Consider the following 22,944-nt stretch of genomic DNA (forward strand, 5'->3'; position numbering starts at 1 on the left):
GTTTTTTGTTCCTTCGTAAGAAGTGTAGAGATGAACACTACACCTGCACCGATCACAGATGCGATGATGGCTCCTACCGAAGCATCTGGTATATTCATATTATAAGTCCGCAGTTTTTTAGCCTAGAATGACTGACCAGTATATCTGGTGAGCAATCTAATATTCTCACCGAATGTAACGCTCTATGGGGTCGCACGTTTGATTGGCGATACGTTTCCTGCGGCAGTGGTCTGCAAGATCTCTGCAAGCCGCTCCCCGAGTAGTCGCCATGCGTCGCGTTTCTCATCAGCGTAGTCGTGATGCAGGTAGTGCCGGCGCACCTTGCTGCCGCTCAGTACGTGGTTCTGACAGCGGTCGATGGTGTCGAGAGGCACGCCGAGCTTCTGCATCATGGTCGCGCCCGTCCGGCGCAGGTCGTGGGGCGTCCAAGATCCGTTTCGCCCGTTGGCCAGCACCAGCGTGTTGTCGCTCCGTCGTTTCGCGAGCGCCGCCACCGGCTTTCCGTCCTTCGATTTCTTGAACATCGCCTGGCGGTCGCCGATCTGCTTAGTGATGGACTTCGTACCGATGTGCGTTGCGTTGTCGATCGATGGGAAGCACCAGTCCGTGTGGCCAGTGACCGTGTGCAGCAGCTGGAACTGCTCCCGCGCGAAGGGGGAAAGATAGATCCGCATGTCTGCCAAGCTGCCCTTGACGTTGTCTTTCGGGATGAACCATTCGCCGGCCGCCAGGTCCACATCGTCCCACCGCGCCATGCTCAGCTCTCCGACGCGGCATAGGGTGGACAGCATGATCCAAATCGCGCGCTGCGTGGTGCGCTCGAGCGGCTGGCGCGCGAGGCGCTTGTTTGGCGCGTTTGCATACTCATCCTCGCCGCGTTGCAGCACATCGCGCAGCTCGACGATTTCTTCCGGCGAAAGCACGCGGTCGCTCTGGTTGTCCAGGTCGTAGTCGTCGGCAACAATCTTCTCGATCTCGATTAGGTCCATCGGATTACCGTCGACCATGAGCTTGCGCCAGGGCTGGCGCTTCTGCGCCCAGGCGAACATCTGCGTGAGCATATTGCGGGCGACGACGGCCGTGCGGTTCACGCCGCGGTCAACGAGCGCACGCAGCACAGTGCGCACGTCGTGCTCGGTTACCGCCTTGACAGCGATGCCGCCCAGGCCCGGCAGGACGTCCGCGCCGAACAGCCGCTTGATCTCGGCGTTCCCGTCCTTGCGGCGCACCCCGTCCTTGACCCACGCCTCGAACATGTCTTGCACGGTCAAGTCGGCGACGCGCTTCGCCTCGATCTCGACCAGCTTTGCGGCGATCGCCTCTTGCTTCTCGTGGCGGACCACTTTCTTTTCCGCCGCTGGGTCGACGCCGTCGGCGACCTTGGCGCGCGCGCCGTCACGGTTACTGCGGATCGTCGATAGGCTGTCGGCCGGCCAGGTGCCGCAGGAAAAATCCTTCGACTTTCCGTCGAACCGGTAGCGGTAGTAAAATGAGATCGTTACGGTGCCATCCGTTTTCAAGCGCACACGGCCGAGTAGGCCGCCTTCCTCACGCACGGTAGTGCCGGCCTGATCGGCCCGGATTGCCTCAAGAGTTCGTTGTGTTAGCTTCGCCATTTTCAGTGCAAGGGGTCGGGGGGGTGGAATTTTTACCCCTACAATTACCCCTACAGTTTCCTTGGCTCGTATGGTACAGCTTGGGACGCCTTGGGACAATGGGAATGCTTAAGTCGTTGATATATAAACAGTTTTTGGATTTCCCGGGATTCCATGGGACAAGCTAAAAATTGCATGGGGTGCAGGTGGTCGGAGGTTCGAATCCTCTCGCCCCGACCAATGGATTCAATGAGATAGGCCAGCTTTCGAGCTGGCCTTTTTCGTTTGCGGCGACGCTCATGCGCTCAGTGCAACTTGCCACTTCCTGACGCGTTCCACCATCGCTGGCGTGCAGGAGAANGGATTCAATGAGATAGGCCAGCTTTCGAGCTGGCCTTTTTCGTTTGCGGCGACGCTCATGCGCTCAGTGCAACTTGCCACTTCCTGACGCGTTCCACCATCGCTGGCGTGCAGGAGAACGCAATCATCCTGCACCTGGGATGCCCTTCGACCTGCAGCACGCAGATGGGGGAGCTGGAGATGGCGCAAAAGCAGGGGGCCGACGCGGCGATGAACCATCCGGAATACAAACCGAATGCCGCGATGCCGTTGCTTTTCAATTGAATGCGAATCCGGTCGGGCGAGTCCACGACCTCGACCCTTGCAATCCGCTGTGCGCCGGCAGTCAACTGGACCGTGTAGAAGCCGTGCCGGATGGTCAAGCCGTCTGGCGTGAACGTCACGGTACGCCGCGAGACGATGGCGAGCATCAGGAAAGCCGGTACGAGCACCGACAGGATAGCCAGGACGTGGACCAGCGCGGTATCCGAGCCGGACGAGGCTCCCGCACGCGAGAACAGGTGAACGACGATCGCACTCCCGGCGAAGGGGAGTGCGATCACGGCCGCAATCAGCACGAGCTGGAAGGGAAGCAGTGGAATCTTTTCTGACGACATGAGGCTCCTCGGCCGGCCACTTCACGCCAGCAGGTTTTCAATACCGACAGCCTAGTCTACGCTTCCTGTTGGAAATTTCATCATGCCGGCCGCTGCCGGCGCCGCTTCAAGGCATCGGCAAACGCTGCTTCACGGGTCCGAGCGCCTTCACGAACTCGAGCTGTTCGCCTTCCGGACCCTTGCCGTAGATGAGTTCCCAGCCGTCGGACGGCGCCACGGTCACCTTGTTGGTGTTCGTGTGCCGCGGCGCTTCCTGGCGAGCCTGCTCGGTCGTCACGCGGACGGTGCGGTTGGCCCGCACCTGGGTCATACCGCGGCGTTGCGCTTCCGCTTCCAGGTCGGCGATGAACTGGTTGAAGTCGACGTCGTCGCGCACGTGGAAGCAGATGTGCATCATGCGCGGGAAAGCCGGGCTCATGTGCTCAACCGGTTCGGCGAACGATCTGGGGCCGCCCATCGGCTGGTCGGCTTCGCGGTACTGCAGCAGTTCGATCACGACGTTGTCGAACTGGACGAAGCGCACGTCCAGGCGCTGGGCGCCGCTGCGCAGGTCGGGGACGCCGATCGTGTGCGGATTGACGCCCAGCTCGTTGGCGCGGATCTCCTGGTCGGCCAGCAGCGTGTTGTGCACGGCGTCGCCCTGGAAATCGCCGTGGCGGAACACTTCGGTACCGCCCAGCACCTGCGTGTAAAACTCGAAGGCGCGCTCCATGTTCTGCACGGTCAGGCCGACGTGCTGCACGCCTTGCAGTCGGGAGCCGAGTGCGCCCGTGCCGGCAGCTTCAGGCATATGCCCCTCCTTTCGCTGGCATGGATGGATCCGCGACGGGAATGCGGAACCGTCGAGCCGTCATCGATATGGACAACGGGCGAGGACGATAGTTCACGGCCGCGATACCGGCACGCCGTTCACTGGCCGAAACCAGGAGCAGGCACGCATTTGGATGCTTGTTCGGCAAATCAAATTCACAAGATCGCCATAGAATTCAGGTCATCATCCCAACGCCATTCGAATCCACGCCATCATGACGATCACACTCATCGGTGCATCCCGCAGCATCCCTCTTGCAACCGGAGCCGCCAAGCCGGGCAGTTCCGCCACGGGTTTCGCCGATGCCCTCGGCAAGACGGGCGGCGCGAAAGCCACGGATGTCTACCAGGAACTCGACGACTACGTGAAGATGACCCCGGCCCAGCGCATGCGCGCGGACCTGTTGAAGAAGCTGGGGCTGACGGAAGAAGACCTGGCGGCCAAGTCGCCGGAAGAGCAGCAGGCGATCCAGGCGAAGCTGACGGAGCTGATCCAGCAGCAGATGCAGCAAGCGCAGGCGAAGCAGGAGGCAGGGGCGAAGAAGACGGGGCAGTGGGTCGATACCGTCGCCTGACGGCATGAAAAAAGCGTACCTGCACGCGCGGTGCAGGTACGCTTTTCAAGGAGCAGCGATCAGCCCTTGATGAAGGCCAGGATGTCGGCGTTGATGACGTCCGCGTGGGTCGTCGGCATGCCGTGCGGGTAGCCCTTATAGGTCTTCAGCGTGCCGTTCTTGAGCAGCTTGGCCGACAGCGGGCCCGAATCGGCGTACGGCACGATCTGGTCGTCGTCGCCGTGCTGGACCAGCACCGGGATCGTGATCTTCTTGAGGTCTTCGGTGAAGTCGGTCTGCGAGAACGCGACGACGCCGTCGTAGTGGGCCTTGGCGCCGCCCATCATGCCCTGGCGCCACCAGTTCTGGATGATGCCTTCCTGCGGCTTGGCGCCCGGACGGTTGAAGCCGTAGAACGGGCCGCTCGGCAGGTCGCGGTAGAACTGGGCGCGGTTGGTCGCCACTTGCTGCTGGATGCCGTCGAACACGTCCTTCGGCAGGCCGCCCGGGTTCGAGGGCGACTTGACCATCAGCGGCGGCACGGCGGCGATCAGGACCGCCTTCGATGCGCGCGACTGGCCATGGCGGGCCAGGTAGTGGACGACTTCGCCGCCGCCGGTCGAGTGGCCGACGTGGATCGCGCCCTTCAGGTCCAGGTGCTGCACGACGGCCGCCAGGTCGTCGGCGTAGTGGTCCATGTCGTGGCCGGTGCCGACCTGGGTCGAGCGGCCGTGGCCGCGGCGGTCGTGGGCGATGACGCGGAAGCCCTTCTGGACGAAGAACATCATCTGCGAATCCCAGTCGTCCGAGCTGAGCGGCCAGCCGTGCGAGAACACGATCGGCGTGCCGCTGCCCCAATCCTTGTAGTAGATCTGGACGCCGTCCTTGGTGGTGACGAAACTCGAAGTCATATGCGGTACCCCCTTGGTTTGCGTGGATTGTGCCGCGCCCGCGGCGTGGGCGGACGAGGTGGTGCTCATCCAGGCCAGCGGCAGTGCTGCCGCGCTGCCTGCGCCGACGATGACGTTGCGTCGTTTCTGGTCGAAGTTATCCTTGTCTTGGGCTGCCATTTGTTTTTACTCCCGTATCGTATTTTCAACCGCCTGGCGGCGGGGCCTGTACAGCAACGGCCCATTGTCGGTTGCGGCCCGATTGCGGTCTAGTCATCCAAAGGTATAGGTAGGATGGCCGCCGAAGGGAGTGCCGGCCTGGCCAAAAGGCCGGGCCGGCCGTACGGCAGGTCAGTCGACGAGTGCCCGGGCCTCGCCGACCTGGCCGCGGTAGGCGTCGAAGATGTGGCGCAGCGCGTCGGCCATCGTCGTGCGCGGCGCCCAGTCCAGGTCCGAGCGCGTGTTGTCGATCTTCGGCACGCGGTTCTGCACGTCCTGGTAGCCGGCGCCGTAGTAGGCGCCGGAGCTGGTCTCCGTGACGCGCACCTGCTTCGCGCCCTCGGCGTACTCCGGGTACTGGGCCGCGAGGTCCAGCATCATGCCCGCCAGTTCGCGGATCGAGTGGTTGTTGGCCGGGTTGCCGATGTTGTAGATCTGGCCGCTGGCCTTGCCGCCCTTGTTCTCGATGATCTTCATGAGCGCGTCGACGCCGTCGTCGATGTAGGTGAAGGCACGCTTCTGGTGGCCGCCGTCGACCAGCTGGATGGCTTCGCCGCGCACGATGTGGCCGAAGAACTGCGTCAGCACGCGCGACGAGCCTTCCTTGGGCGTGTGGATCGAATCGAGGCCCGCGCCGATCCAGTTGAAGGGGCGGAACAGCGTGAAGTTCAGGCCTTCCATGCCGTAGCCCCAGATCACGCGGTCCATCAGCTGCTTGGAGCAGGCATAGATCCAGCGCGGCTTGTTGATCGGTCCGTACACGAGTTCCGAGTTCTCCGGATCGAATTCGCTGTCGTGGGACATGCCGTAGACCTCGGACGTCGACGGGAACACCAGGTGCTTGCCGTACTTGGCGGCGGCGCGCACGATGGGCAGGTTCGCCTCGAAGTCGAGTTCGAACACGCGCAGCGGCTCCTTCACGTAGGTCGACGGCGTCGCGATGGCGACCAGCGGCAGGATCACGTCGCACTTCTTGACGTGGTATTCGACCCATTCCTTGTTGATCGTAATGTCGCCTTCGAAGAAGTGCATGCGCCGCTTGTACTGTTCGTTGGCGAGCAGATCGGCGACGCGATCCTGGTTCATGTCCATGCCGTAGACTTCCCAATCGGTCGTCTCGAGGATGCGCTTGGACAGGTGGTGGCCGATGAAGCCGTTGACGCCGAGGATGAGGACTTTTTTCATAGCGAACTTTCGTGGAGCGGAAAACGCACGGTCGGGCGCAAAGCACGCCGGCATGCCTGCCGGCTGGAAGAAAACGGCAACCTTGGCGCGTCTGCCTTGCAACAATGTGTGATAAAGACGCCGTCATTGTGAATCAAAATTCCCGTCGGAAACCGGTCCGTCACATTACATTTACGTAAGGTTCACGCTGTCGCCTGCGGCGCGATCCGGATTCCGCCAGGGCGGGGCCTGCCTGCCGCCCCCCGCAGCAACGTGGCGACGGCATCGGCCACGCGCTCCGGGGCGACCCCGGCCAGGCAGGCGTGGTGGCCGGCCTGGCAGGTGCTTTTGTAGCAGAAACGGCAGGGTACGTCATGGAACAGCACGCGGTTCGGCACGGCCCACGGCGTGTGCTGGGGATTGGTCAGCGCGTACAGGTCGACCAGCGGCGTGCCCACGGCAGCGGCCATGTGGGCGGGTCCCGTGTTGTTGGCGACGGCGACGGCGGCCAGCGCCAGCGCGGCGCCCAGCTCCCCGAGCCCTAGCCTTCCGGCCAGGGAGACGGCGGGCACGCCGGCGGCGCGGCGGATGTCGTCGACCAGCGGCGCTTCGGCCACGCTGCCCGTCAGCACCAGCGGCAGCCCGGGACGCTGCGCCAGCAGGCGCAGCACCGCGGCCCATTGCGCCGGCGGGTAGCGGCGAGAGGCGGCGCTGGCGCCCGGATGCAGCAGCAGCCACGGCGCGTCCGCATCGACGCCGGCCTGGCGCAGCAGCGCGCGCGCCGCCGCCACGTCGCGCGCGCGCGGCACGAACGATAGCCTCTGGGACAGCGCCATGCCGGCCGGCGGACAGCCGATGCGCCGCACCAGGGCAAGCTGGCGCTGCACTTCGTGGCGCACCATGCCGGCCGGTTCCGGGTCCGGCACCCAGTCGCTCAACAGGGCGTAGGGATTCTCGCGGCAGTGGGCCAGGCGCAGCGGGATGCCGGCCAGCTGGCACAGCAGCGCCGCCGGCAATGCGCTCTGGGTATAGGTGGTGAAGATCACGGCGCCGTCGAAGGCGCGCGCGGCGAGCAGGTCGACCAGTGCCAGGCCGCTGTCGTGGCGGCTATCGTGCCCACCATCTTGGCCGCCATCGTGGCCGGCAGCGTTGGAAGGCGCATCGGCGGCCGCGCGCGCATCGTGTTTCATCCAGGCGGCGCGGTGCGCGATGACCTCGTCGACCTCGGGGATGAAGGGCGCGGCCGCGGCGCCGGCCGGCGCCGTCAGCAGCGTCAGCGTGCGTCCCGGCACGGCGGCGCGCAGCGCGCGCATGGCCGGGGTGCACATCAGCACGTCGCCCAGCGAGTCCAGGCGCACGCACAGGATGCGGCGCGCCTCCTGCCAGGCGCTCACGGCGCCTCCCCATGGCTGGCGATCAGCATGGCGGCCGTGTACAGGTCGGGCGCCATGCGCGTCGGCACGCGGCGCGGACCGAGCCGCCATTCGGTCTCGTTGCCGTTATCGATCAGGACCGTGCGGCAGCCGGCGCGGTTGCCCGCCTCGACGTCGTGCAGGATGTCGCCGATCATCCACGAGGACTGCAGGTCGATGCCGTGTTCGTGCGCGGCCTTGAGCAGCAGGCCGGGCATCGGCTTGCGGCAATGGCAGTCGGCGGCATAGGGCGCCACGCCGCCGTCCGGATGGTGCGGACAGTAGTAGAAGCCGTCCAGCGCCAGCCGTTCGTGGAACAGCAGGTCCTGCAGGCGGTCGTGGACGACGTCCATGTCGGCTTCGCGCAGGCGGCCGAAGGCGATGCCGGCCTGGTTGGTGACGACGAACAGGCGGTAGTCGAGCCGGGCCAGCAGGCGCAGGGCCGGGCCGGCGCCGCTGCACAGCGTGATGCGCTGCGGCTGCACGTTGTAGGGCAGGTCGTCGACGAGCGTCCCGTCCTTGTCGAGGAAGATGGCTTTCATGCGGGCGTATCCCTGCGCTCAGGGCCAGGAGGTTTCCTGCATCGGCAGCACGGTCAGTTCCGCGATGACCGTGTCGCGCGGCAGCAGCAGCGCATGGAGGATGGCGCGCGCCACGTCGGCGGGATCCTGCAGGCGCGCCGGGTCGAGGTCGGGAAAGCGGTCGAGCAGGAAGGGCGTGCGCATGCCGCCCGCCACCACCGCCGTCACGCGGATGCCGTGCGGGCGCAGTTCCGCGTGCAGCGCGTGCGACAGGCCGAGCAGGCCCCATTTGCTGGCGTGGTAGGCGCAGGCATTGGGCCAGGCGCGCTTGGCGGCGGTCGAGACGATGTTGACGATGTCGCCGCCGTTGCTGCCACCATTGCCGCGCATATGGGCGGCCGCATACTTGGCCAGCAGGAAGGGCCCGTTCAGGTTGGTGCCGATGACGCGCTGCCAGTCCTGCTCGGACAGTTCGGCCAGCGGCAGCGTGACGTCGGTGCCGGCATTGTTGACGAGGATGTCGAGCCGGCCCATCGTGTCCAGCGCGCGCTGGACGCCCGCGCGCGCGGCGCCGGGGTCGGCGACGTCGAGCGCCAGGCCGGTGGCGCGCACGCCGCGCCGGCGCAGCGCCGGCAGGCTGGCCTGCAGCGCGTCGGCGCGGATGTCGGCGGCCACGATGTCGGCCCCGGCCTCGGCCAGCGCGGCGGCCAGCGCCGCGCCCAGGCCGCTCGCGGCACCGGTGACGAGGGCGACGCGTCCCTGCAAGGGATGGGCGGACGATGGGACGAATGAGGCAGCGGACGTTGCGGCGGACGTTGCGGTGGACGTTGCGGCGGACGTTGCCGCGGACGTTGCCGTGGAAGGCGCCGCATCGAGGGAGTTGTCGGTCATGCCTGCTCCTGTTGTCGGGGACTGTCGATCGGGGCGCGCGCCTCGGCCAGCACGGCGGCGTACACCGCCATGAGCTGCCGGGCGACGGTGCGCCATGTGTAGTTGCGCCAGGCGCGCCGCAGGCCCGCGGCGCCCATCGCGCGCGCCAGCCGCGGGTCGCGCTGCAGGCGCAGCAGGCGGTCGGCCAGCGCCTGCGGGTCGCGCGGCGGCACGAGGAACCCGGTGCTGCCGTCGACGACCGTGCTCTTGATGCCGCCGACCTCGGCGCCGATCACGGGCCGCGCGCACGCCATGGCCTCGACGGGCGTGATGCCGAACGGCTCGTACCAGGGCGTGGTGGCGAAGGCGTCGGCGGCGCCGTACCAGTGGCGCAGCTGGTTGCGCGCGCGCTGGCCGGCGAAGTGCACGTGGCCGGCGATGCCGAGCGCCGCCGCCAGCGCGCGCAGGCGCGCCAGCTCGGGTCCTTCCTGCGCCGGCCCCTCGGGCGCCGGGGCCGCCGCGACCGTGTCCCCGGCGGCGGCCGGCGCATCGCCGCCGACCACCAGCAGGCGCACATCGACGCCGTGGCGCTTGCGCAGCACGGCGGTCGCCTCGATCACCGTGTCGACGCCCTTGCGCGGCACGATGCGCCCCAGCTGCAGCACGGTGAAGCGGTCCGGTTCCAGGCCGAGCAGGGCGCGCGCCTGCGCGGCGTCGGTCGGCCACAGTTCGTCCGGGTCGAAGCCGCAGGGGACGACGGCGATGCGCCCGGGATCGGCGCCGTACAGCGTCTCCATGTCCAGCCGGTCCTGCTGGCATTCCGCGACGATGCGGTCGGCGGCGCGCATCAGGCCCGCCTCGATGCCGGCGCGCTCCAGCGGGAAGGCGTCGGCCGCGCCCTGGGCCAGGCGGCGTACGTGGCCCAGGGCGTGGAAGGTGATGACGAAGGGGATGCCGAGCGCTTCCTTCAGGTGGCGCGCGACGATGCCGGACATGAAGAAATTCGCGTGCACGATGTCGTAGGGGCGGCGCTGCTGGCGCGCGAAGCGCGCGACGAAGCGCGCGAAGGCCGGCATGCAGGGCAGCAGGCGCTCCTTGGGCACGTGGCGCGCGGGTCCGGCCGGTACGTGCACGATGCGCACGTCGTCGTGCCAGGCCACCACCTGTTTCTGGCGCGGGGCATCGCGCCGCGTGAACACGTCGACCTCGCAGCCGGCCAGCGCCAGTTCGCGCGCCAGCTGGGCCACGTAGACGTTCTGGCCGCCGCAGTCGACGCTGCCCGGCGCCGCCAGCGGCGACGCGTGGTCGCTGATCAGGGCGACGCGGCGCGGCAGCAGGGCGGGAACGGCAAGCGCGGGATCGATGAGCTTCATGGCGGTCTAGCCCGTCACCAGCCTCAGCGCGGCGTCCCAGTCGGCGCTGAAGCGCGCGATCGAGAAGCGTTCGCTGGCGCGGCGCCGGCCCGCCTCGCCCAGCCGCTGCGCGAGTCCGGCGTCGCGCAGCAGGGCGCGCATGGGGGCGGCCAGCGCGTCCTCGTCGGTGACGGCGAAGCCGGACACGCCGTGCTCGATGACCGTCGCCATCTCGGCCGTGGCCAGCGCCACCACTGGCATGCCGATCGCCATCGCCTCGATGACGCCCAGGCTCAGGCTCGAGTAGCGCACCGGCGAGAACAGGAAGCGGTAGGCGGCCATGAACGGCGGCAGGGCGGGATGGTCGATCTCGCCCAGGCCGCCGAGGTCGGCGGCACCCATGCCGACCAGGTCCAGCGGCAGCGCGTCGCCGCCGTCGCGCAGGCGCTGGAACAGGTCGGCTCCCATGCGCCGCCCGCGCCGGGCCAGGTGGTTGGTGACCGTGAGCCCGCGCGCGAGCTCGCCATGCCAGCGCACGGAAGGGCGCACGGCGACGCCGTGCTCGATGACGCGGGTAGGGGTGCGTCCGCTATTCCACATCAAGCGGTTGAATGGCGTGACATGGACCAGCAGCACCTCCGGATCGTCGACGAGGTGGGGCAGGTCGGTCGGCCAGGCGGTCGCGGCGGACCCGGCGCCGCCGGCGGGACCGGTGGCCGATGGCGCGATGCCTGGAGGATCGTGCTCCAGATAGATGCGCGGCAGCGCCCGCTGGGCCGGCGTCAGCAGTTCGTGCTGGTCGCGCAGCCAGTGGTGGTCTTCCTGGAACAGGATGCAGTCGAAGCGGCGCTCGCGCGCCTGCTCGGCCGGCAGGTCGTGCACGTTGGGGCCGAAGGGGAATGGCCCGCAGCGCCCGCCGTAGCCGGGCGGGCGGCCGGGCTTGTGCAGCACGTGAAAATCGTGCGGCGCGTGGGACAGGTAGTACAGGTAGCTGCCGTGCGTGTGCCAGGTGAGGACGTTCAGTCGGCGCATTCGCGGCTCCCCGCTCGGTCGATGACATCGATGATGCCGCCGCAGTGGCGGGCCGCATCATCGGGTGGAACGGCGATGATGTGACTGGTTCGACAGGGGAGAGGGTAAGGGGGTTCCGGCGCAAGGAGGGCGCCTGAACCTGCGTCAAGGATAGTGTGGGGAGGCCCGATACGGACGTGCCGCCGGCCCCTCCGAGGCAAGCGGCACGTCGGGAAACATCAGCTGAAGTTCACGTCAGGGCTTGCGCTTGAAGCCGGTATCGTCGTCCATGTTCTGGTCGCCGCGCAGCTTGTTGGCATAGCCCGGGCTGCGCGGGTAGCCGCCGGCGGCGTCGTTCGACTCGTGCGCCGGCGGGCCGCCCTCGGCGCCGCCGGGCCCGGTCTGCGATCCCGGACGGTCCACGCTGCTGGCGCCCGCATTGCCCGGCGAGCGCGGCAGGCCGCCGGCCACGTCGTTCGATTCGTGCACGCCACCGATGTCCGAATGCTGGTTGGCCATCGAGCGCGATCCGGTCACGTCGAGCTGGGTATTGCCGCGCTGGGCTTCCTGGCCGCCCACGTCGCCATTGCCGCTGGCATTGCCGGGGCGGCTGGCCGGTCCCGGCATGCCGCCGCCGTCGCTGACGAAGCGGCGCGGCCGGTCGACCGACTGGCGGTTGCCCATCGAGCCTGCCGGGTCCGACGGGAAGCTGCTGCGCGGACCCGGCATGCCGCCGCCCTGCGTCGACGCCTGCATATTGCCGGCGCGAAGGTCGGGTTGGGCCGGGTTCTGCGATGCCATCTGGCCGCGCACGGCGTCGCGTCCCATGTCGCGCTCCCGCTTCAGGTCGTAGCCCTTGTTCGGGTCGCCGGCGCTGAGCGGCTGCTGCAGCACGCCGTAGGCACCGGATTTCTGTTCCATCTGGCGCTGGTGGCTGTCGGTGATGCCCTGCACGGCGCCGGAGCCGCCGTTGATCTGGGTTTCCATCGAGCCGCCGGGAATGGTGGTGCCGTCGTCGCCATGGCTGCGGTCGTAGTTGCCGCCCACGATGTCGGCGCCCGTGCGGCCCTGGTTGCCCATGATGTCGCGCTGCTGGTTGCCCTGGTCCACGCCCAGGCCTTGCGGGTAGGTGTGGTCGAGCGGCTGGCCCTTGTCGGCCGTGTTGCCTTCGGAACCCGGCGTCCATTTTTCGTTGGCGCCGTTATTGGTCTGGTTGTTGATGCTGCTGCGTTGATTTGCATCCATGATCGTCTCCTTTCGAGCGGGATCAGCGCGGGCCGGGCCCGCTTCATGGAGAGCATGATGCGCGCCGGCCGGCAACTTCAGTATAGGAAGACGCAGCGGGTATATGTAGGAGAAATACTGACGAGTAGTGTACGGTCGGAAATGCGACTGGAAGTAGTATTTCGACAGTGCATTTTCTGTCTCACGTTGTCCTACAAAGTCATCTGAAATGCTCCTATAGTCTCAGCCATCTGGCATGCCTAAGATGTTTCCGACCGAGCGCTCAACGGTGACAATCGATGACATCGGCAGGCCTGCCGCAGGACGCGGCGGTTTTTACCGCGAAGAGGAGAGATAGCATCATGGCATCAAATAACCAGGGCAACAAACAAAGCGGCGGAACCAAGAATCGCGGTTTCGCATCGATGGATCCGGAGCGCCAGCGTCAGATCGCCAGCCAGGGCGGCAAGGCAGCGCATGAGAAGGGCACCGCACACGAGTTCACCTCGGAAGAGGCACGCCGCGCCGGCAGCATGAGCCACGGCAACCGCCAGTCGGCCAACAGCTCGTCGTCGCGCAGCTCGTCGCGCGGCAACAAGCAGTAATCCGTCGCGCGGATGGACGGTGGCGGCGCCGTCCAGCCTGCCGAACAGCGGGGAGCCTCGGGCTCCCCGTTTTGTTTTTCTTTCACACAATTCCCAGATGGCTTGCGGTAGAATCGCCGGGCTTTTCAACCATTATTCATAGGGAATTCGTCGTGAAATCTGCGGTCATTCGTCAAGTCAAGACCATGTCCATGTCCTGCGACAAGGTCGGCAACCTGCTGCTGGTCCGTTTCGCCACGGAGGGCGCCAGCGACGTGGGTGTGTTCGTACCGGCGTCGATCGTGTTCTTCCTCATCAAGAACCTCCCCGTGAACCAAGACCCCACGCTGCAGCCGCCGCCGCCGGGACCGCAGATCACCGAATGGGACTGGCAGAATCCGAACATCCCGCGCGCCGCCTTCGTGCAGTGCAAGGTCTTGCCCGGCAAGATCAGCATGACCTTCAACCTCGACCGCAAGCCCGATCTCACCGTCGTCCTCGACCGCAGCAACGTCGAACTGATGCGCCAGATCATGCTGGCCTACAGCGAAGAACTGATCGACCTGGACGCTTAAGAACCTATCCCAGCAGGCGAGAGTCGCTCCTGGCGCGCCTGACAAGCGCAAGCGGCGTTGCTCGTCGTTGCGTGGCTGGCCACGCGGCCTCCTCGCGCCTTGCCTGCACTTGCCATGCATCGCCATGAGCTTCCTCCCGCCTACTGGAATAGGTTCTAGGCCTTCCGACCATCCTGCGCCGGTGCCGTCTGCTTTCGTCATGCCGGGCATCGGCTATCATCCCTTTTTTGAACGGTTCTCAGAGGAACAGCCATGCCCATCAAGATCAGCCAGCTTTTCGATTCCGGATCGATCGACGTCGTCCAGGCCGCCGACCCGCGCCAGATCGACCTGAAGCTGCGCAGCGATTCGCACGCCGACATCCACCAGTGGTTCCACTTCCGCCTGCAAGGCGCGCGCGGCCAGGCGTGCACCATGCGTTTCCTGAACGCGGGGCAGGCCACCTACCCGAAGGGCTTCGAGGGCTACCAGGTCGTGGCCAGCTACGACACCGAGAACTGGTTCCGCGTGCCGACCAGCTTCGACGGCCAGGTCATGACTGTCGAGCACACGCCGGCGCTGGACAGCATCTACTACGCCTATTTCGAGCCCTACACCTGGGAACGCCACCTGCGCCTGCTGGGCGAAGTGGCCGAGAATCCGATCGCGCGCGTGCACGATATCGGCACCACGGTCGACGGCCGCGACATGAACCTGGTGGTCGTCGGCAACCCGCAGGCCGAGAAGAAGATCTGGGTGATCGCGCGCCAGCACCCCGGCGAGACCATGGCCGAGTGGTTCGTCGAGGGCATGCTGGATGCGCTGCTGGACGACGCCAACCCGGTGGCCAGGAAGCTGCTGCAGCGCTGCGTGTTCTACGTCGTGCCGAACATGAACCCGGACGGTTCCGTGCGCGGCAACCTGCGCACCAACGCGGCCGGCGCCAACCTGAACCGCGAATGGATGACGCCGTCGCGCGAGCGCAGCCCGGAAGTGCTGTGCGTGAAGGAGCAGATCCACGCGACCGGCGTCGACATGTTCTTCGACATCCATGGCGACGAAGCGCTGCCCTACAACTTCGTGGCCGGTTCCGAGATGCTGGCCGACTTCACGCCCGAGCGCCTGGCGGCCCAGAACGCCTTCATCGACCGCTACATGGCCTCCAGCCCGGACTTCCAGAAGACCTATGGCTATGCCGCCAGCAAGTACAACGAGGAACTGCTGACGCTGGCTTCGAAGTACATCGGCCACACCTTCAAGTGCCTGTCGCTGACGCTGGAAATGCCGTTCAAGGACAACGCCAACCTGCCGGACGCCCACGTCGGCTGGAACGGCGCGCGTTCCGCTGCGCTGGGCGCGGCGATGCTGCAGCCGATCCTGCTGTCGCTGGACGACTGAGCGAGCTGGCCATGGGCATCGAGATCGAACGCAAGTTCCTGCTCGCGGGCGACGGCTGGCGCGGCCTGGGCACGCCCACGCTGATGCGCCAGGGCTACCTGGTCGCCGACGCCGTGCGCACGGTGCGCGTGCGCATCGAGGGCGAGCGCGCCGTGATCACCGTCAAGGGGAAAAGCACGGGCGCCAGCCGCGGCGAGTGGGAGTACGACATCCCGGTGCCCGACGCGGCGGAACTGCTGGACGGCCTGTGCGAGCAGCCGCTCGTCGAGAAGGTCCGCCACCGCATCGAGCATGCCGGCCACGTCTGGGAAGTCGACGAGTTCCTGGGCCTGAACGCGGGCCTCGTCGTGGCCGAGATCGAGCTGGGCGCGGAAGACGAGGCATTCGACAAGCCCGACTGGATCGGCCGGGAAGTCACGGGCGACAAGCGCTACTACAACTCCAGCCTGATCCGCCATCCCTACTCGGCGTGGAAAGACGAAGCATGATCGCGAGCCGCCGCAGCGCCCTGGCCCTCGTGGCCGCCATCCTGGTCGCCAGTGTGCTGCCGGCATCCGCCGCGGCCCAGGCCGCTCCTTACTTCCCGCCAGCCGGGCAGTGGGCACGCAAGACGCCGGCCGAGCTGGGCATGGACGCGGACAAGCTGGCGGCCGCGGTCGCTTTCGCGCAGGCGCACGAGACGACCCGCGCGCGCGACTTCTCCGACCAGCAGCAGACCTTCGGCCAGCCGCTCGGCTCGCTGCCGACGCGGCGCGCGGCCACCAACGGCCTCGTCGTCTACAAGGGCTATGTCGTGGCCGAGTTCGGCGATACGCACTTCGTCGACCCGACTTATTCGGTGGCGAAAAGCATGCTGTCGACGGTAACGGGCATCGCCGTGCGCGACGGCAAAATCGCCGACCTCGACGCGCCCGTCGGTAAGACCGTGCACGACGGCGGCTACGCGTCCGCCCGCAATGCTCAGGTCACGTGGAAGCAGCACCTGCAGCAGGAAACGGAGTGGGAAGGCAGCCTGTGGGGCAAGAACGCGGACTTCGTCGGCAAGGACGCGTTCGGCGCCGGCGAGCGCAAGCCGCGCGCCCTCGAGGCGCCGGGCCATCACTACGAGTACAACGACGTGCGCATCAACCGCCTGGCGCTGTCGCTGCTGCGCGTGTTCGGCGCATCGGTGCCGGACGTGTTCCAGCGCGAGGTGATGGATCCGATCGGTGCTTCCGGCACGTGGAAGTGGGTGCCGTACACCAATAGCTATGTTGAACTGGATGGCAAGCTCGTGCCCTCGGTCAGCGGCGGCACGCGCTGGGGCGGCGGCATGTGGATCGATTCCTGGGACATGGCGCGCTTCGGCTACCTGTGGCTGCGCGGCGGCAATTGGGCGGGCAGGCAGATCCTGCCGCCGGACTATGTGAAGGCGGCACTGCTGCCGAGCGAACACGGGCCCGACTACGGCTACCTGTTCTGGCTCAACACGAAGGGCAAGAACCTGCCGGGCCTGCCGCCGACGGCCTATGCGGCGCTGGGTGCGGGCAGCAACGACATCGTCATTTCTCCCGAGCACGACCTGGTCGTCGTGTGGCGCTGGCATGCGGGCAATACGGCGGAATTCTCGCGCCGCGTGATCGAGGCGATCCGCAAGCAGTGACGCCGCGATGTCCACCCATCCTTGGGTATAGGTTGTTTCTTCCCCTGCTTGCATTACCATGCTGCTTGCAATCCAATTAAGCTGGCGTGCGTCTGCCTGTTCACCGTAGCAGGCGCGGGCATCGCCGGTCCGATGATCCTCATCGCGAGCACACGAGACAGCCATGACCGACAACGCCACCGATTCCAGCCCCGAACCTTCCGTCATCGATCCGCGCTACCTGATCGACCTGGCATCGCGCGGCCACCAGCTGTATCCGGTCCTCGGCGAGGACGACATCAAGCGCATCCGCCGCTTCGCCACCGAACGCCACTGGCACGACGGCGAGACCGTGTTCCGCGCCCTGGTCGACTCGCCGGGCATGATCGTCGTGCTGTCCGGCAGCCTGCGCTGCAGCCGCAGCAATGCGCTGGGCCACCGCGTCGACGTCAATCTCTACGGCCCCGGCCAGTTCAGCGGCGAAGTGGCCCAGTTGTCCGGAAGGCCGCCCCTGGTCGACGGCGTGGCCGAGGGCGAGCTGGATGCCCTCGTGCTGGACCCGGAAGCGCTGCGCGCCCTGCTGATGGGCGAGGCGATGCTGGGCGAACGCGTGATGCGCGCCTTCCTGCTGCGCCGCGCGCGCCTCATCGGCGAGCAGCCGAGCGGTCCGATCCTGGTCGGTCCGCCCGGCCATCCGCGCGTGTTCGAACTCGAGAACTTCCTGTCGCGTAACGGCCAGCCGTACACGCGGCGCGACCCCGCGTCCGATCCGGATGCGGCGCAGCTGGTGCGCGAGCACTGGAACACCGAGACGGACTGGCCCCTGGTCGCCTTGCCCGACGGCTTCGTGCTGAAGAACCCGAGCCTGGCCGAAGTGGGCCGTTTCCTCGGCACGCTGCCGCGCATCCGCCGCGAGATGATCTACGACGTGCTGGTCGCCGGCGCCGGTCCCGCCGGCCTGGCGACGGCCGTGTATGCCGCCTCGGAAGGCTTGTCGGTGATGGTGCTGGACCAGCGCGCCTACGGCGGCCAGGCCGGCGCCAGCGCACGCATCGAGAATTTCTTCGGCTTCCCGACCGGTATCTCCGGCCATGCGCTGGTCAGCCGCGCCTACGTGCAGGCGATGAAGTTCGGGGCCGAGGTCGCCATTCCCGCGCCGGCCATGCGCCTGCTGTGCAGCGAACGGCCGCTGCGCGTGGAACTCGACGACGGCACCTGCGTGCAGGCGCGCAGCGTCGTGCTGGCCACGGGCGCGCGCTACCGCAAGCCGGACCTGTCCGACCTGGGGCGCTACGAGGGACGCGGCGTGTACTACTGGGCTTCCCCGGTGGAAGCCAAGATGTGCCGCAAGAAGGCCGTGGTGCTGGTCGGCGGCGGCAACTCGGCGGGCCAGGCCGCCGTCTACCTGTCGGCCCATGCCGAGACGGTGCACCTGATGGTGCGCGGTCCCGGCCTGGAAGCGAGCATGTCGAGCTACCTGATCGAACGCATCTCCGCGACGGCCAACATCCAGCTGCACACCCACCTGGAACTGGCCGCGCTGGAAGGCGACGATTCCGGCCTGAGCCGCGTGCGCTGCCGCAGCCGCAACGGCGGCGCGCCCGTCGTGTTCGACACCAATTTCCTGTTCCTGTTCATCGGCGCCGACCCCAACAGCGACTGGCTGCGCGAATGCGGCGTCGAGCTCGACCGCAAGGGCTTCGTGCTGACGGGCTTCGACGCCACCGGCACGCACGGCGGGCGCGACCTGGAGACCAGCGTGCAGGGCGTGTTCGCGGTGGGAGACCTGCGGGCCGGCTCGACCAAGCGCGTGGCCGCGGCGGCGGGAGAGGGGGCGGCTGTGGTGTCGCAGATTCATGCGTTCCTGGCCGAGCAGGCGCAGGTGAAAGCCGAAGCCGCTTAAAACAGTTTAGACCTTTGCATAAAGCAACGTCGTCCCAGCGAGGCGCTCCGTTTTTGCGCCTCTTGTTACTGGATTGTATCATATTAATAATATGATCCTTGTATCCTAAAACACCTCCATCCTGCCCACGCGTTTTCGCGATCGCTGCAAGCGCAGATGGAAGTGAAAGCCGGATCAAGCTCTGGCCCGGTAATCGATCCGCAAAGACCGATCAGTGCGCAGTAGGTCGGCTTTCATGATGGTGCCGGTGTTTATTGAATCGGAACGCCGTTTAATGTCAGGATACGACCATGCAAGTGCTCTTGTCGAAAGTAGTACAGCGCCGCCTGCGCCGGCTCGCTGCCTCAGCGCTGTTTTCAGCGGTCGGGATGCTGGCCATCGCAGCGACGGCGTCAACCGCCCCCGTGGTCGATGCCAGCACGCTCGACAAGAAAGTCATGGCCGGCTACCAAGGCTGGTTCATGACCGGCAATGACGGTAGCGGCGCTGGCTGGCGCCATTGGGCAGGTCAAACGCCCAACGCCTCCAACATTACCTTCGACATGTGGCCTGACATGAGGGAACTGAGCCCGTCCGAGCTCGAGGCAACGTCGTTCAGCTACCGCGATGGCAAAAACGCGGGTTTGTATAGCGCGTATAAACAGGTCACCGTCGAGCGACATGTCAAATGGATGCAGGATTACCAGATCGACGGCGTGTTTGTGCAACGCTTCATCAGCGAAGCGGTGGCCATGCCCCAGGTACGGGACACGGTGCTTCAAAACGTGCGCAACGCGTCCGAAAAGTATGGACGTGTTTTCGCCAATATGTACGATATATCCGGCGGTAACGCAAACACGGTCGCTGATGATATCAAGCGCGACTGGATGCACCTGGTCGATGACCTCAGGATTACGCAAAGCGACCGTTATCTGCGCCACAACGGCCTACCGGTGGTGTCGATCTGGGGGTTCGGCTTTAGCGACCGGCCGGGTTCGCCCGCACAGCTCAAGGACCTGATCAATTGGTTTAAATCGGCCGCACCGGTGCAATACCGCGCCACCGTCATGCTGGGGGTCGATACGGACTGGAGAAACCACTCCGCGGATTGGGTTGCCGCTTACCGCAGTGCGGATGTCATCAGTCCGTGGGCGGTGGGGCGATTCGGTGACGATGGTGGCGCCGATGACTTCCGTACCAACAGGATTGCTCCGGACCTTGCTGCGCTCAAGGGGAGCAGCATCGCCTATATGCCGGTGGTGTGGCCCGGTTTTTCTTGGTGGAACCTGACAAAGGGCAGCTCTCCGTTGAATCAGATTCCACGCAGGGGCGGCCGCTTCTTTTGGCGTCAAGCCTACAACGCCCAGGCCGCTGGCGCCAATATGGTGTATGTGGCCATGTTCGACGAAGTCGACGAAGGCACTGCGATGTACAAGATTGCGGAGAACGCCAGCCAGGTGCCGTCGACGGGCAAGTTCCTGACGCTCGATGCCGACGGTGAGGCCGTGCCAAGCGACTGGTACCTGCGCTTGATGGGCGAAGCAAGCCGCATGCTGAAAGGAGAGCGCGCACTCGTGGCCACCATGCCCGGCGATCCCCTGCAAGATGCAAGCCCTACGACCACGAACAGCCTGCGAGCGGGCGTAGCTCTGAGGACGGGCCAGCGCATCGTGTCGACCAATGGCCAGTATCGCCTGGAATTGCAAGGTGACGGTAATCTGGTGACCTATGCCGCTTCGGGCGCGGTCGTCTGGGCCGCCAATACCCAAGGCAAAGGCGGTACCGTCTTGTACATGCAGGGCGATGGCAATCTTGTTTTATACACTGCCGCCGGATCGCCGGTCTGGGCCAGTAATACGAATGGCCAGGCCGTGGCATATCTGATCTTGAAGGACTCCGGCGTGTTGGCGCTCGTCAGTCCAAGCGGCGCGACTGTCTGGTCGAGGTAACGATTCATGCCGTAAGGCGCCCGCCGGCGAACCTGGCGCTCCGGCCTGCCTGGAGCAACCCTGCGCACCGTCCCCGCCGGCCTTCCGCGCGGGGACGACGTGCAGGTTCTTAGTGGAAGTGCTCCGACCCCGCCGGCGTATCCTCCGGCATTTCTGCATGCACCAGCTCGCCGGTCGGGTCCGCGAACAGCGGCGCGCCGCAATCGTCGCAGTATTCGGCGACGTAGCGTTCGCCGATGCGCTTGACGTGGGCGATGCCGACCTCGTTCAGGTGTCCCACGATCTCGTCGATCGGCGCCAGCGGACGGGCGGGCACCGTGCCTTCCATCGGCGTGCCTTCCTCGTCTTCCTGGCCGTACAGGGGCCAGACGATGCCGTACACCACGTCCGACGACTGGCGCAGCGTGAAGCCGACGCGGTATTCGTCGACCTGGTTGTCGCTGGCCTCGTCGCCGAAGCCCGCCACGACGGCGCGCAGGTCGCCCGGTTCCACGCCCAGCGTGTTGGTGAGGTAGTGGACGGCCGCGCGGATCGAGACGGGACGGATGTCCTTGTCGGCCTCGCGGCAGGCCACGTAATACGCTTCCGGCAGCAGCAGGTCGACGCCGCAGCCCGGCAGCAGGCGTGCGATGTTGGGACCGGCCTGGGCGCGCCATTGTTCCAGCGCATGCGTGCGTTCGGCTTCGAAATTCACGTGGTGCTGCGGTTCCTGCCAGCGGAACAGCGGGGCGCCCACGGGCGCGACGATGGCGGCGATCAGGTAGCGCGTGTCGGCCAGGAACTGCGAGGTGTCCGGACCGGGCGCGGCCGGCTTGATGTTGCCGCTGCCCTTGTGCGCGGCCTGGGCCAGCTTGTGGGTCAATGCATAGGTCTCGGCATGGGTGCGCGGCAGCTGGTCGATCGAGTACAGCGTGGGCGCGATGGCGACCTGGGTGCCTTCGGCCAGCAGGTGGGCCGAGAAATGGGCCGACAGGGCCGACAGGATGTCGTTCGGAATGGTGCCGGACGGGATCGAGAAGCGGGTCCACGCCAGGACCGGCGCGGCAACCAGCAGGGCTTGCCAGGTGACGTCGGCGCCGTCGGCGCCCTGTTCGGTCATGGTCGAGGACTCGCTGACGGCTTCCACGCCATCCATCAGCACGTCGTACACGGCCAGGTCGCCCTTGAACAGGACGTTCAGGGCGGCGTCGATGCTGTCCTGGTGGTTGGACTTGAGCAGCTTCTGCAGCTGCAGGTGGAGGTTGCGTTCCCAGGTCCGTTCTTCGACGCGGCTGGCAGCCTGCACGATGGCGTTGCTGATGCTGACGAGACGCTGGCTTTCTGCCGATAGTTTGGGTGAGTCTTTGGAGGGGCGACGCATAGCGCTAGAGGAGTCTCTTCGGTAGTGATTGGAATCGATTGCTTGATGATGGACCGAAGGTCCAAAGGATCATGATAATCCTTTATCCCCGTTATTGTAGTTGATTCGGCCACACCCCTGTGACAGACGGGCAATCCCGGCGCAAGACCCTACTTGCCGAATGGGAAAACGGCGCGCATAATGCGAATAATTCTCATTTGTATTGGTGTAAAGGAAGCGATCATGATGCTGCATATCCCGGGCGTGTTGCGTCCGGACCAGGTGGAGGCGATGCGCGCCAGGCTGCGCGCCAGCGACTGGATCGACGGCCGCGCCAGCGTGGGCGAGCAGGGCGCCCGGGTCAAGCGCAACCGCCAGCTGGCCGAAGGTTCGCCGTTGGCGCTGGAGCTGGGCCAGATCGTCAGCGCGGCGCTGATGGGCAATCCGCTGTTCTTCGCCGCGGTGCTGCCGCTGCGCATCCTGCCGCCTTACTTCAACAGCTACGCGGGCGGCGAGCACTACGGTCCGCACGTCGACGGCGCCATCCGCGTCAACCGCGGCGCAGCGCCCGTGCGCTCGGACGTGTCCTGCACCGTGTTCCTGAGCGAGCCGGAGGAATACGAGGGCGGCGAGCTGACCGTGATCGACACCTACGGCACGCACGAGGTCAAGCTGCCGGCGGGCGATGCCATCGTCTATCCGTCGACGAGTATCCACCAGGTCCAGCCGGTGACGGGCGGCGAGCGCGTGGCATCCTTCCTGTGGGTGCAGAGCATGGTGCGCGACGACTGGCAGCGTTCGATGCTGTACGAGCTCGATGCCAATATCCAGTCGCTGCGCGGCAAGCATGGGGACGTGCCGGAGCTCGTCGGCTTGACGGGGCATTATCACAACCTGTTGCGGCAATGGGCGGAGATCTGATGTCGCGACGGCGCGATGGTGGGCATGTGATGCCCACCCTACGGTCGGGGACGCCAACATATGGGACCGACAACGTAACGTAGATACCGTCTTGCCTGTCAAGCTGCGAAAGCGTAAT

21 protein-coding genes are annotated in these 22,944 nt (G+C 66.2%); 9 read left to right on the top strand and 12 right to left on the bottom strand.

Annotated elements, in window-relative coordinates; translation table 11 throughout:
* Window positions 1-182 precede the first annotated feature (182 nt).
* The 3 genes from QPK32_RS07525 to QPK32_RS07535 all read right to left on the bottom strand — a co-directional run bounded on the left by QPK32_RS07525 (window position 183) and on the right by QPK32_RS07535 (window position 3,341).
* Complete coding sequence (locus QPK32_RS07525) at window positions 183-1,616, bottom strand: site-specific integrase (RefSeq protein ID WP_290412160.1); 1,434 nt, start codon at window positions 1,614-1,616, stop codon at window positions 183-185.
* Between the two features lie 395 nt (window positions 1,617-2,011).
* Complete coding sequence (locus QPK32_RS07530; RefSeq protein WP_290412161.1) at window positions 2,012-2,551, bottom strand: hypothetical protein; 540 nt, start codon at window positions 2,549-2,551, stop codon at window positions 2,012-2,014.
* A gap of 106 nt (window positions 2,552-2,657) precedes the next feature.
* The gene (locus tag QPK32_RS07535; protein ID WP_290412162.1) at window positions 2,658-3,341 is read right to left on the bottom strand and encodes a VOC family protein; all 684 of its coding nucleotides are present in this window, start codon (window positions 3,339-3,341) and stop codon (window positions 2,658-2,660) included.
* A 235-nt stretch (window positions 3,342-3,576) separates the two neighbouring features.
* On the opposite strand from QPK32_RS07535, the gene QPK32_RS07540 reads away from it, so the two are divergent.
* The gene (locus QPK32_RS07540) at window positions 3,577-3,936 is read left to right on the top strand and encodes a hypothetical protein (protein WP_290412163.1); all 360 of its coding nucleotides are present in this window, start codon (window positions 3,577-3,579) and stop codon (window positions 3,934-3,936) included.
* Between the two features lie 59 nt (window positions 3,937-3,995).
* On the opposite strand, the gene QPK32_RS07545 is transcribed toward QPK32_RS07540, so the two are convergent.
* The 8 genes from QPK32_RS07545 to QPK32_RS07580 all read right to left on the bottom strand — a co-directional run bounded on the left by QPK32_RS07545 (window position 3,996) and on the right by QPK32_RS07580 (window position 12,599).
* A complete protein-coding gene (locus tag QPK32_RS07545; protein WP_290412193.1) occupies window positions 3,996-4,826 on the bottom strand; it encodes an alpha/beta fold hydrolase in 831 nt (276 codons plus the stop codon).
* Between the two features lie 330 nt (window positions 4,827-5,156).
* A complete protein-coding gene (locus QPK32_RS07550) occupies window positions 5,157-6,209 on the bottom strand; it encodes a bifunctional UDP-4-keto-pentose/UDP-xylose synthase (protein ID WP_290412164.1) in 1,053 nt (350 codons plus the stop codon).
* A 182-nt stretch (window positions 6,210-6,391) separates the two neighbouring features.
* Window positions 6,392-7,582, bottom strand: a complete 1,191-nt coding sequence (locus tag QPK32_RS07555) for a glycosyltransferase family 9 protein (protein ID WP_290412165.1) — start codon at window positions 7,580-7,582, stop codon at window positions 6,392-6,394.
* Complete coding sequence (locus QPK32_RS07560; protein WP_290412166.1) at window positions 7,579-8,142, bottom strand: HAD family hydrolase; 564 nt, start codon at window positions 8,140-8,142, stop codon at window positions 7,579-7,581. The genes QPK32_RS07555 and QPK32_RS07560 overlap by 4 nt, the downstream gene beginning before the upstream one ends.
* A gap of 18 nt (window positions 8,143-8,160) precedes the next feature.
* Window positions 8,161-9,012: an SDR family oxidoreductase gene (locus tag QPK32_RS07565; RefSeq protein ID WP_290412167.1), complete on the bottom strand. Its 852-nt coding sequence runs from the start codon at window positions 9,010-9,012 to the stop codon at window positions 8,161-8,163.
* Window positions 9,009-10,364 (bottom strand): glycosyltransferase, encoded by a 1,356-nt coding sequence (locus QPK32_RS07570; RefSeq protein WP_290412168.1) that lies wholly within the window; start codon window positions 10,362-10,364, stop codon window positions 9,009-9,011. The genes QPK32_RS07565 and QPK32_RS07570 overlap by 4 nt, the downstream gene beginning before the upstream one ends.
* Before the next feature lie 6 nt (window positions 10,365-10,370).
* A complete protein-coding gene (locus tag QPK32_RS07575; protein WP_290412169.1) occupies window positions 10,371-11,375 on the bottom strand; it encodes a glycosyltransferase family 4 protein in 1,005 nt (334 codons plus the stop codon).
* A 234-nt stretch (window positions 11,376-11,609) separates the two neighbouring features.
* Window positions 11,610-12,599, bottom strand: a complete 990-nt coding sequence (locus QPK32_RS07580) for a hypothetical protein (protein WP_290412170.1) — start codon at window positions 12,597-12,599, stop codon at window positions 11,610-11,612.
* A 278-nt stretch (window positions 12,600-12,877) separates the two neighbouring features.
* Here QPK32_RS07580 and QPK32_RS07585 point away from each other — a divergent pair, with 278 nt between their 5' ends.
* The 7 genes from QPK32_RS07585 to QPK32_RS07615 all read left to right on the top strand — a co-directional run bounded on the left by QPK32_RS07585 (window position 12,878) and on the right by QPK32_RS07615 (window position 20,566).
* The gene (locus QPK32_RS07585; protein ID WP_308632461.1) at window positions 12,878-13,183 is read left to right on the top strand and encodes a KGG domain-containing protein; all 306 of its coding nucleotides are present in this window, start codon (window positions 12,878-12,880) and stop codon (window positions 13,181-13,183) included.
* Between the two features lie 185 nt (window positions 13,184-13,368).
* Window positions 13,369-13,737 (top strand): hypothetical protein, encoded by a 369-nt coding sequence (locus QPK32_RS07590; protein WP_290412171.1) that lies wholly within the window; start codon window positions 13,369-13,371, stop codon window positions 13,735-13,737.
* 252 nt (window positions 13,738-13,989) lie between these two features.
* Window positions 13,990-15,114 (top strand): M14-type cytosolic carboxypeptidase, encoded by a 1,125-nt coding sequence (locus QPK32_RS07595; protein ID WP_290412172.1) that lies wholly within the window; start codon window positions 13,990-13,992, stop codon window positions 15,112-15,114.
* Between the two features lie 11 nt (window positions 15,115-15,125).
* Window positions 15,126-15,602 carry a CYTH domain-containing protein gene (locus QPK32_RS07600; RefSeq protein WP_290412173.1) on the top strand — a complete coding sequence of 159 codons (477 nt, stop codon included), beginning with the start codon at window positions 15,126-15,128 and terminating at the stop codon, window positions 15,600-15,602.
* A complete protein-coding gene (locus QPK32_RS07605) occupies window positions 15,599-16,756 on the top strand; it encodes a serine hydrolase (RefSeq protein ID WP_290412174.1) in 1,158 nt (385 codons plus the stop codon). Before QPK32_RS07600 ends, QPK32_RS07605 begins: the two co-directional genes overlap by 4 nt.
* A 163-nt stretch (window positions 16,757-16,919) precedes the next feature.
* A complete protein-coding gene (locus QPK32_RS07610; protein WP_290412175.1) occupies window positions 16,920-18,638 on the top strand; it encodes an FAD-dependent oxidoreductase in 1,719 nt (572 codons plus the stop codon).
* Window positions 18,639-18,928: 290 nt separating this feature from the next.
* The gene (locus QPK32_RS07615; protein ID WP_290412176.1) at window positions 18,929-20,566 is read left to right on the top strand and encodes a hypothetical protein; all 1,638 of its coding nucleotides are present in this window, start codon (window positions 18,929-18,931) and stop codon (window positions 20,564-20,566) included.
* Between the two features lie 109 nt (window positions 20,567-20,675).
* On the opposite strand, the gene QPK32_RS07620 is transcribed toward QPK32_RS07615, so the two are convergent.
* Window positions 20,676-21,926, bottom strand: a complete 1,251-nt coding sequence (locus QPK32_RS07620) for a DUF2863 family protein (RefSeq protein WP_290412177.1) — start codon at window positions 21,924-21,926, stop codon at window positions 20,676-20,678.
* A gap of 222 nt (window positions 21,927-22,148) precedes the next feature.
* Between QPK32_RS07620 and QPK32_RS07625 the strand changes: the two genes are divergently transcribed.
* Window positions 22,149-22,826 carry a Fe2+-dependent dioxygenase gene (locus QPK32_RS07625; RefSeq protein ID WP_290412178.1) on the top strand — a complete coding sequence of 226 codons (678 nt, stop codon included), beginning with the start codon at window positions 22,149-22,151 and terminating at the stop codon, window positions 22,824-22,826.
* The last annotated feature ends 118 nt before the right edge of the window (window positions 22,827-22,944 follow it).

Source organism: Massilia sp. YIM B02763 (assembly GCF_030412015.1).
Classification (GTDB): domain Bacteria; phylum Pseudomonadota; class Gammaproteobacteria; order Burkholderiales; family Burkholderiaceae_D; genus Telluria.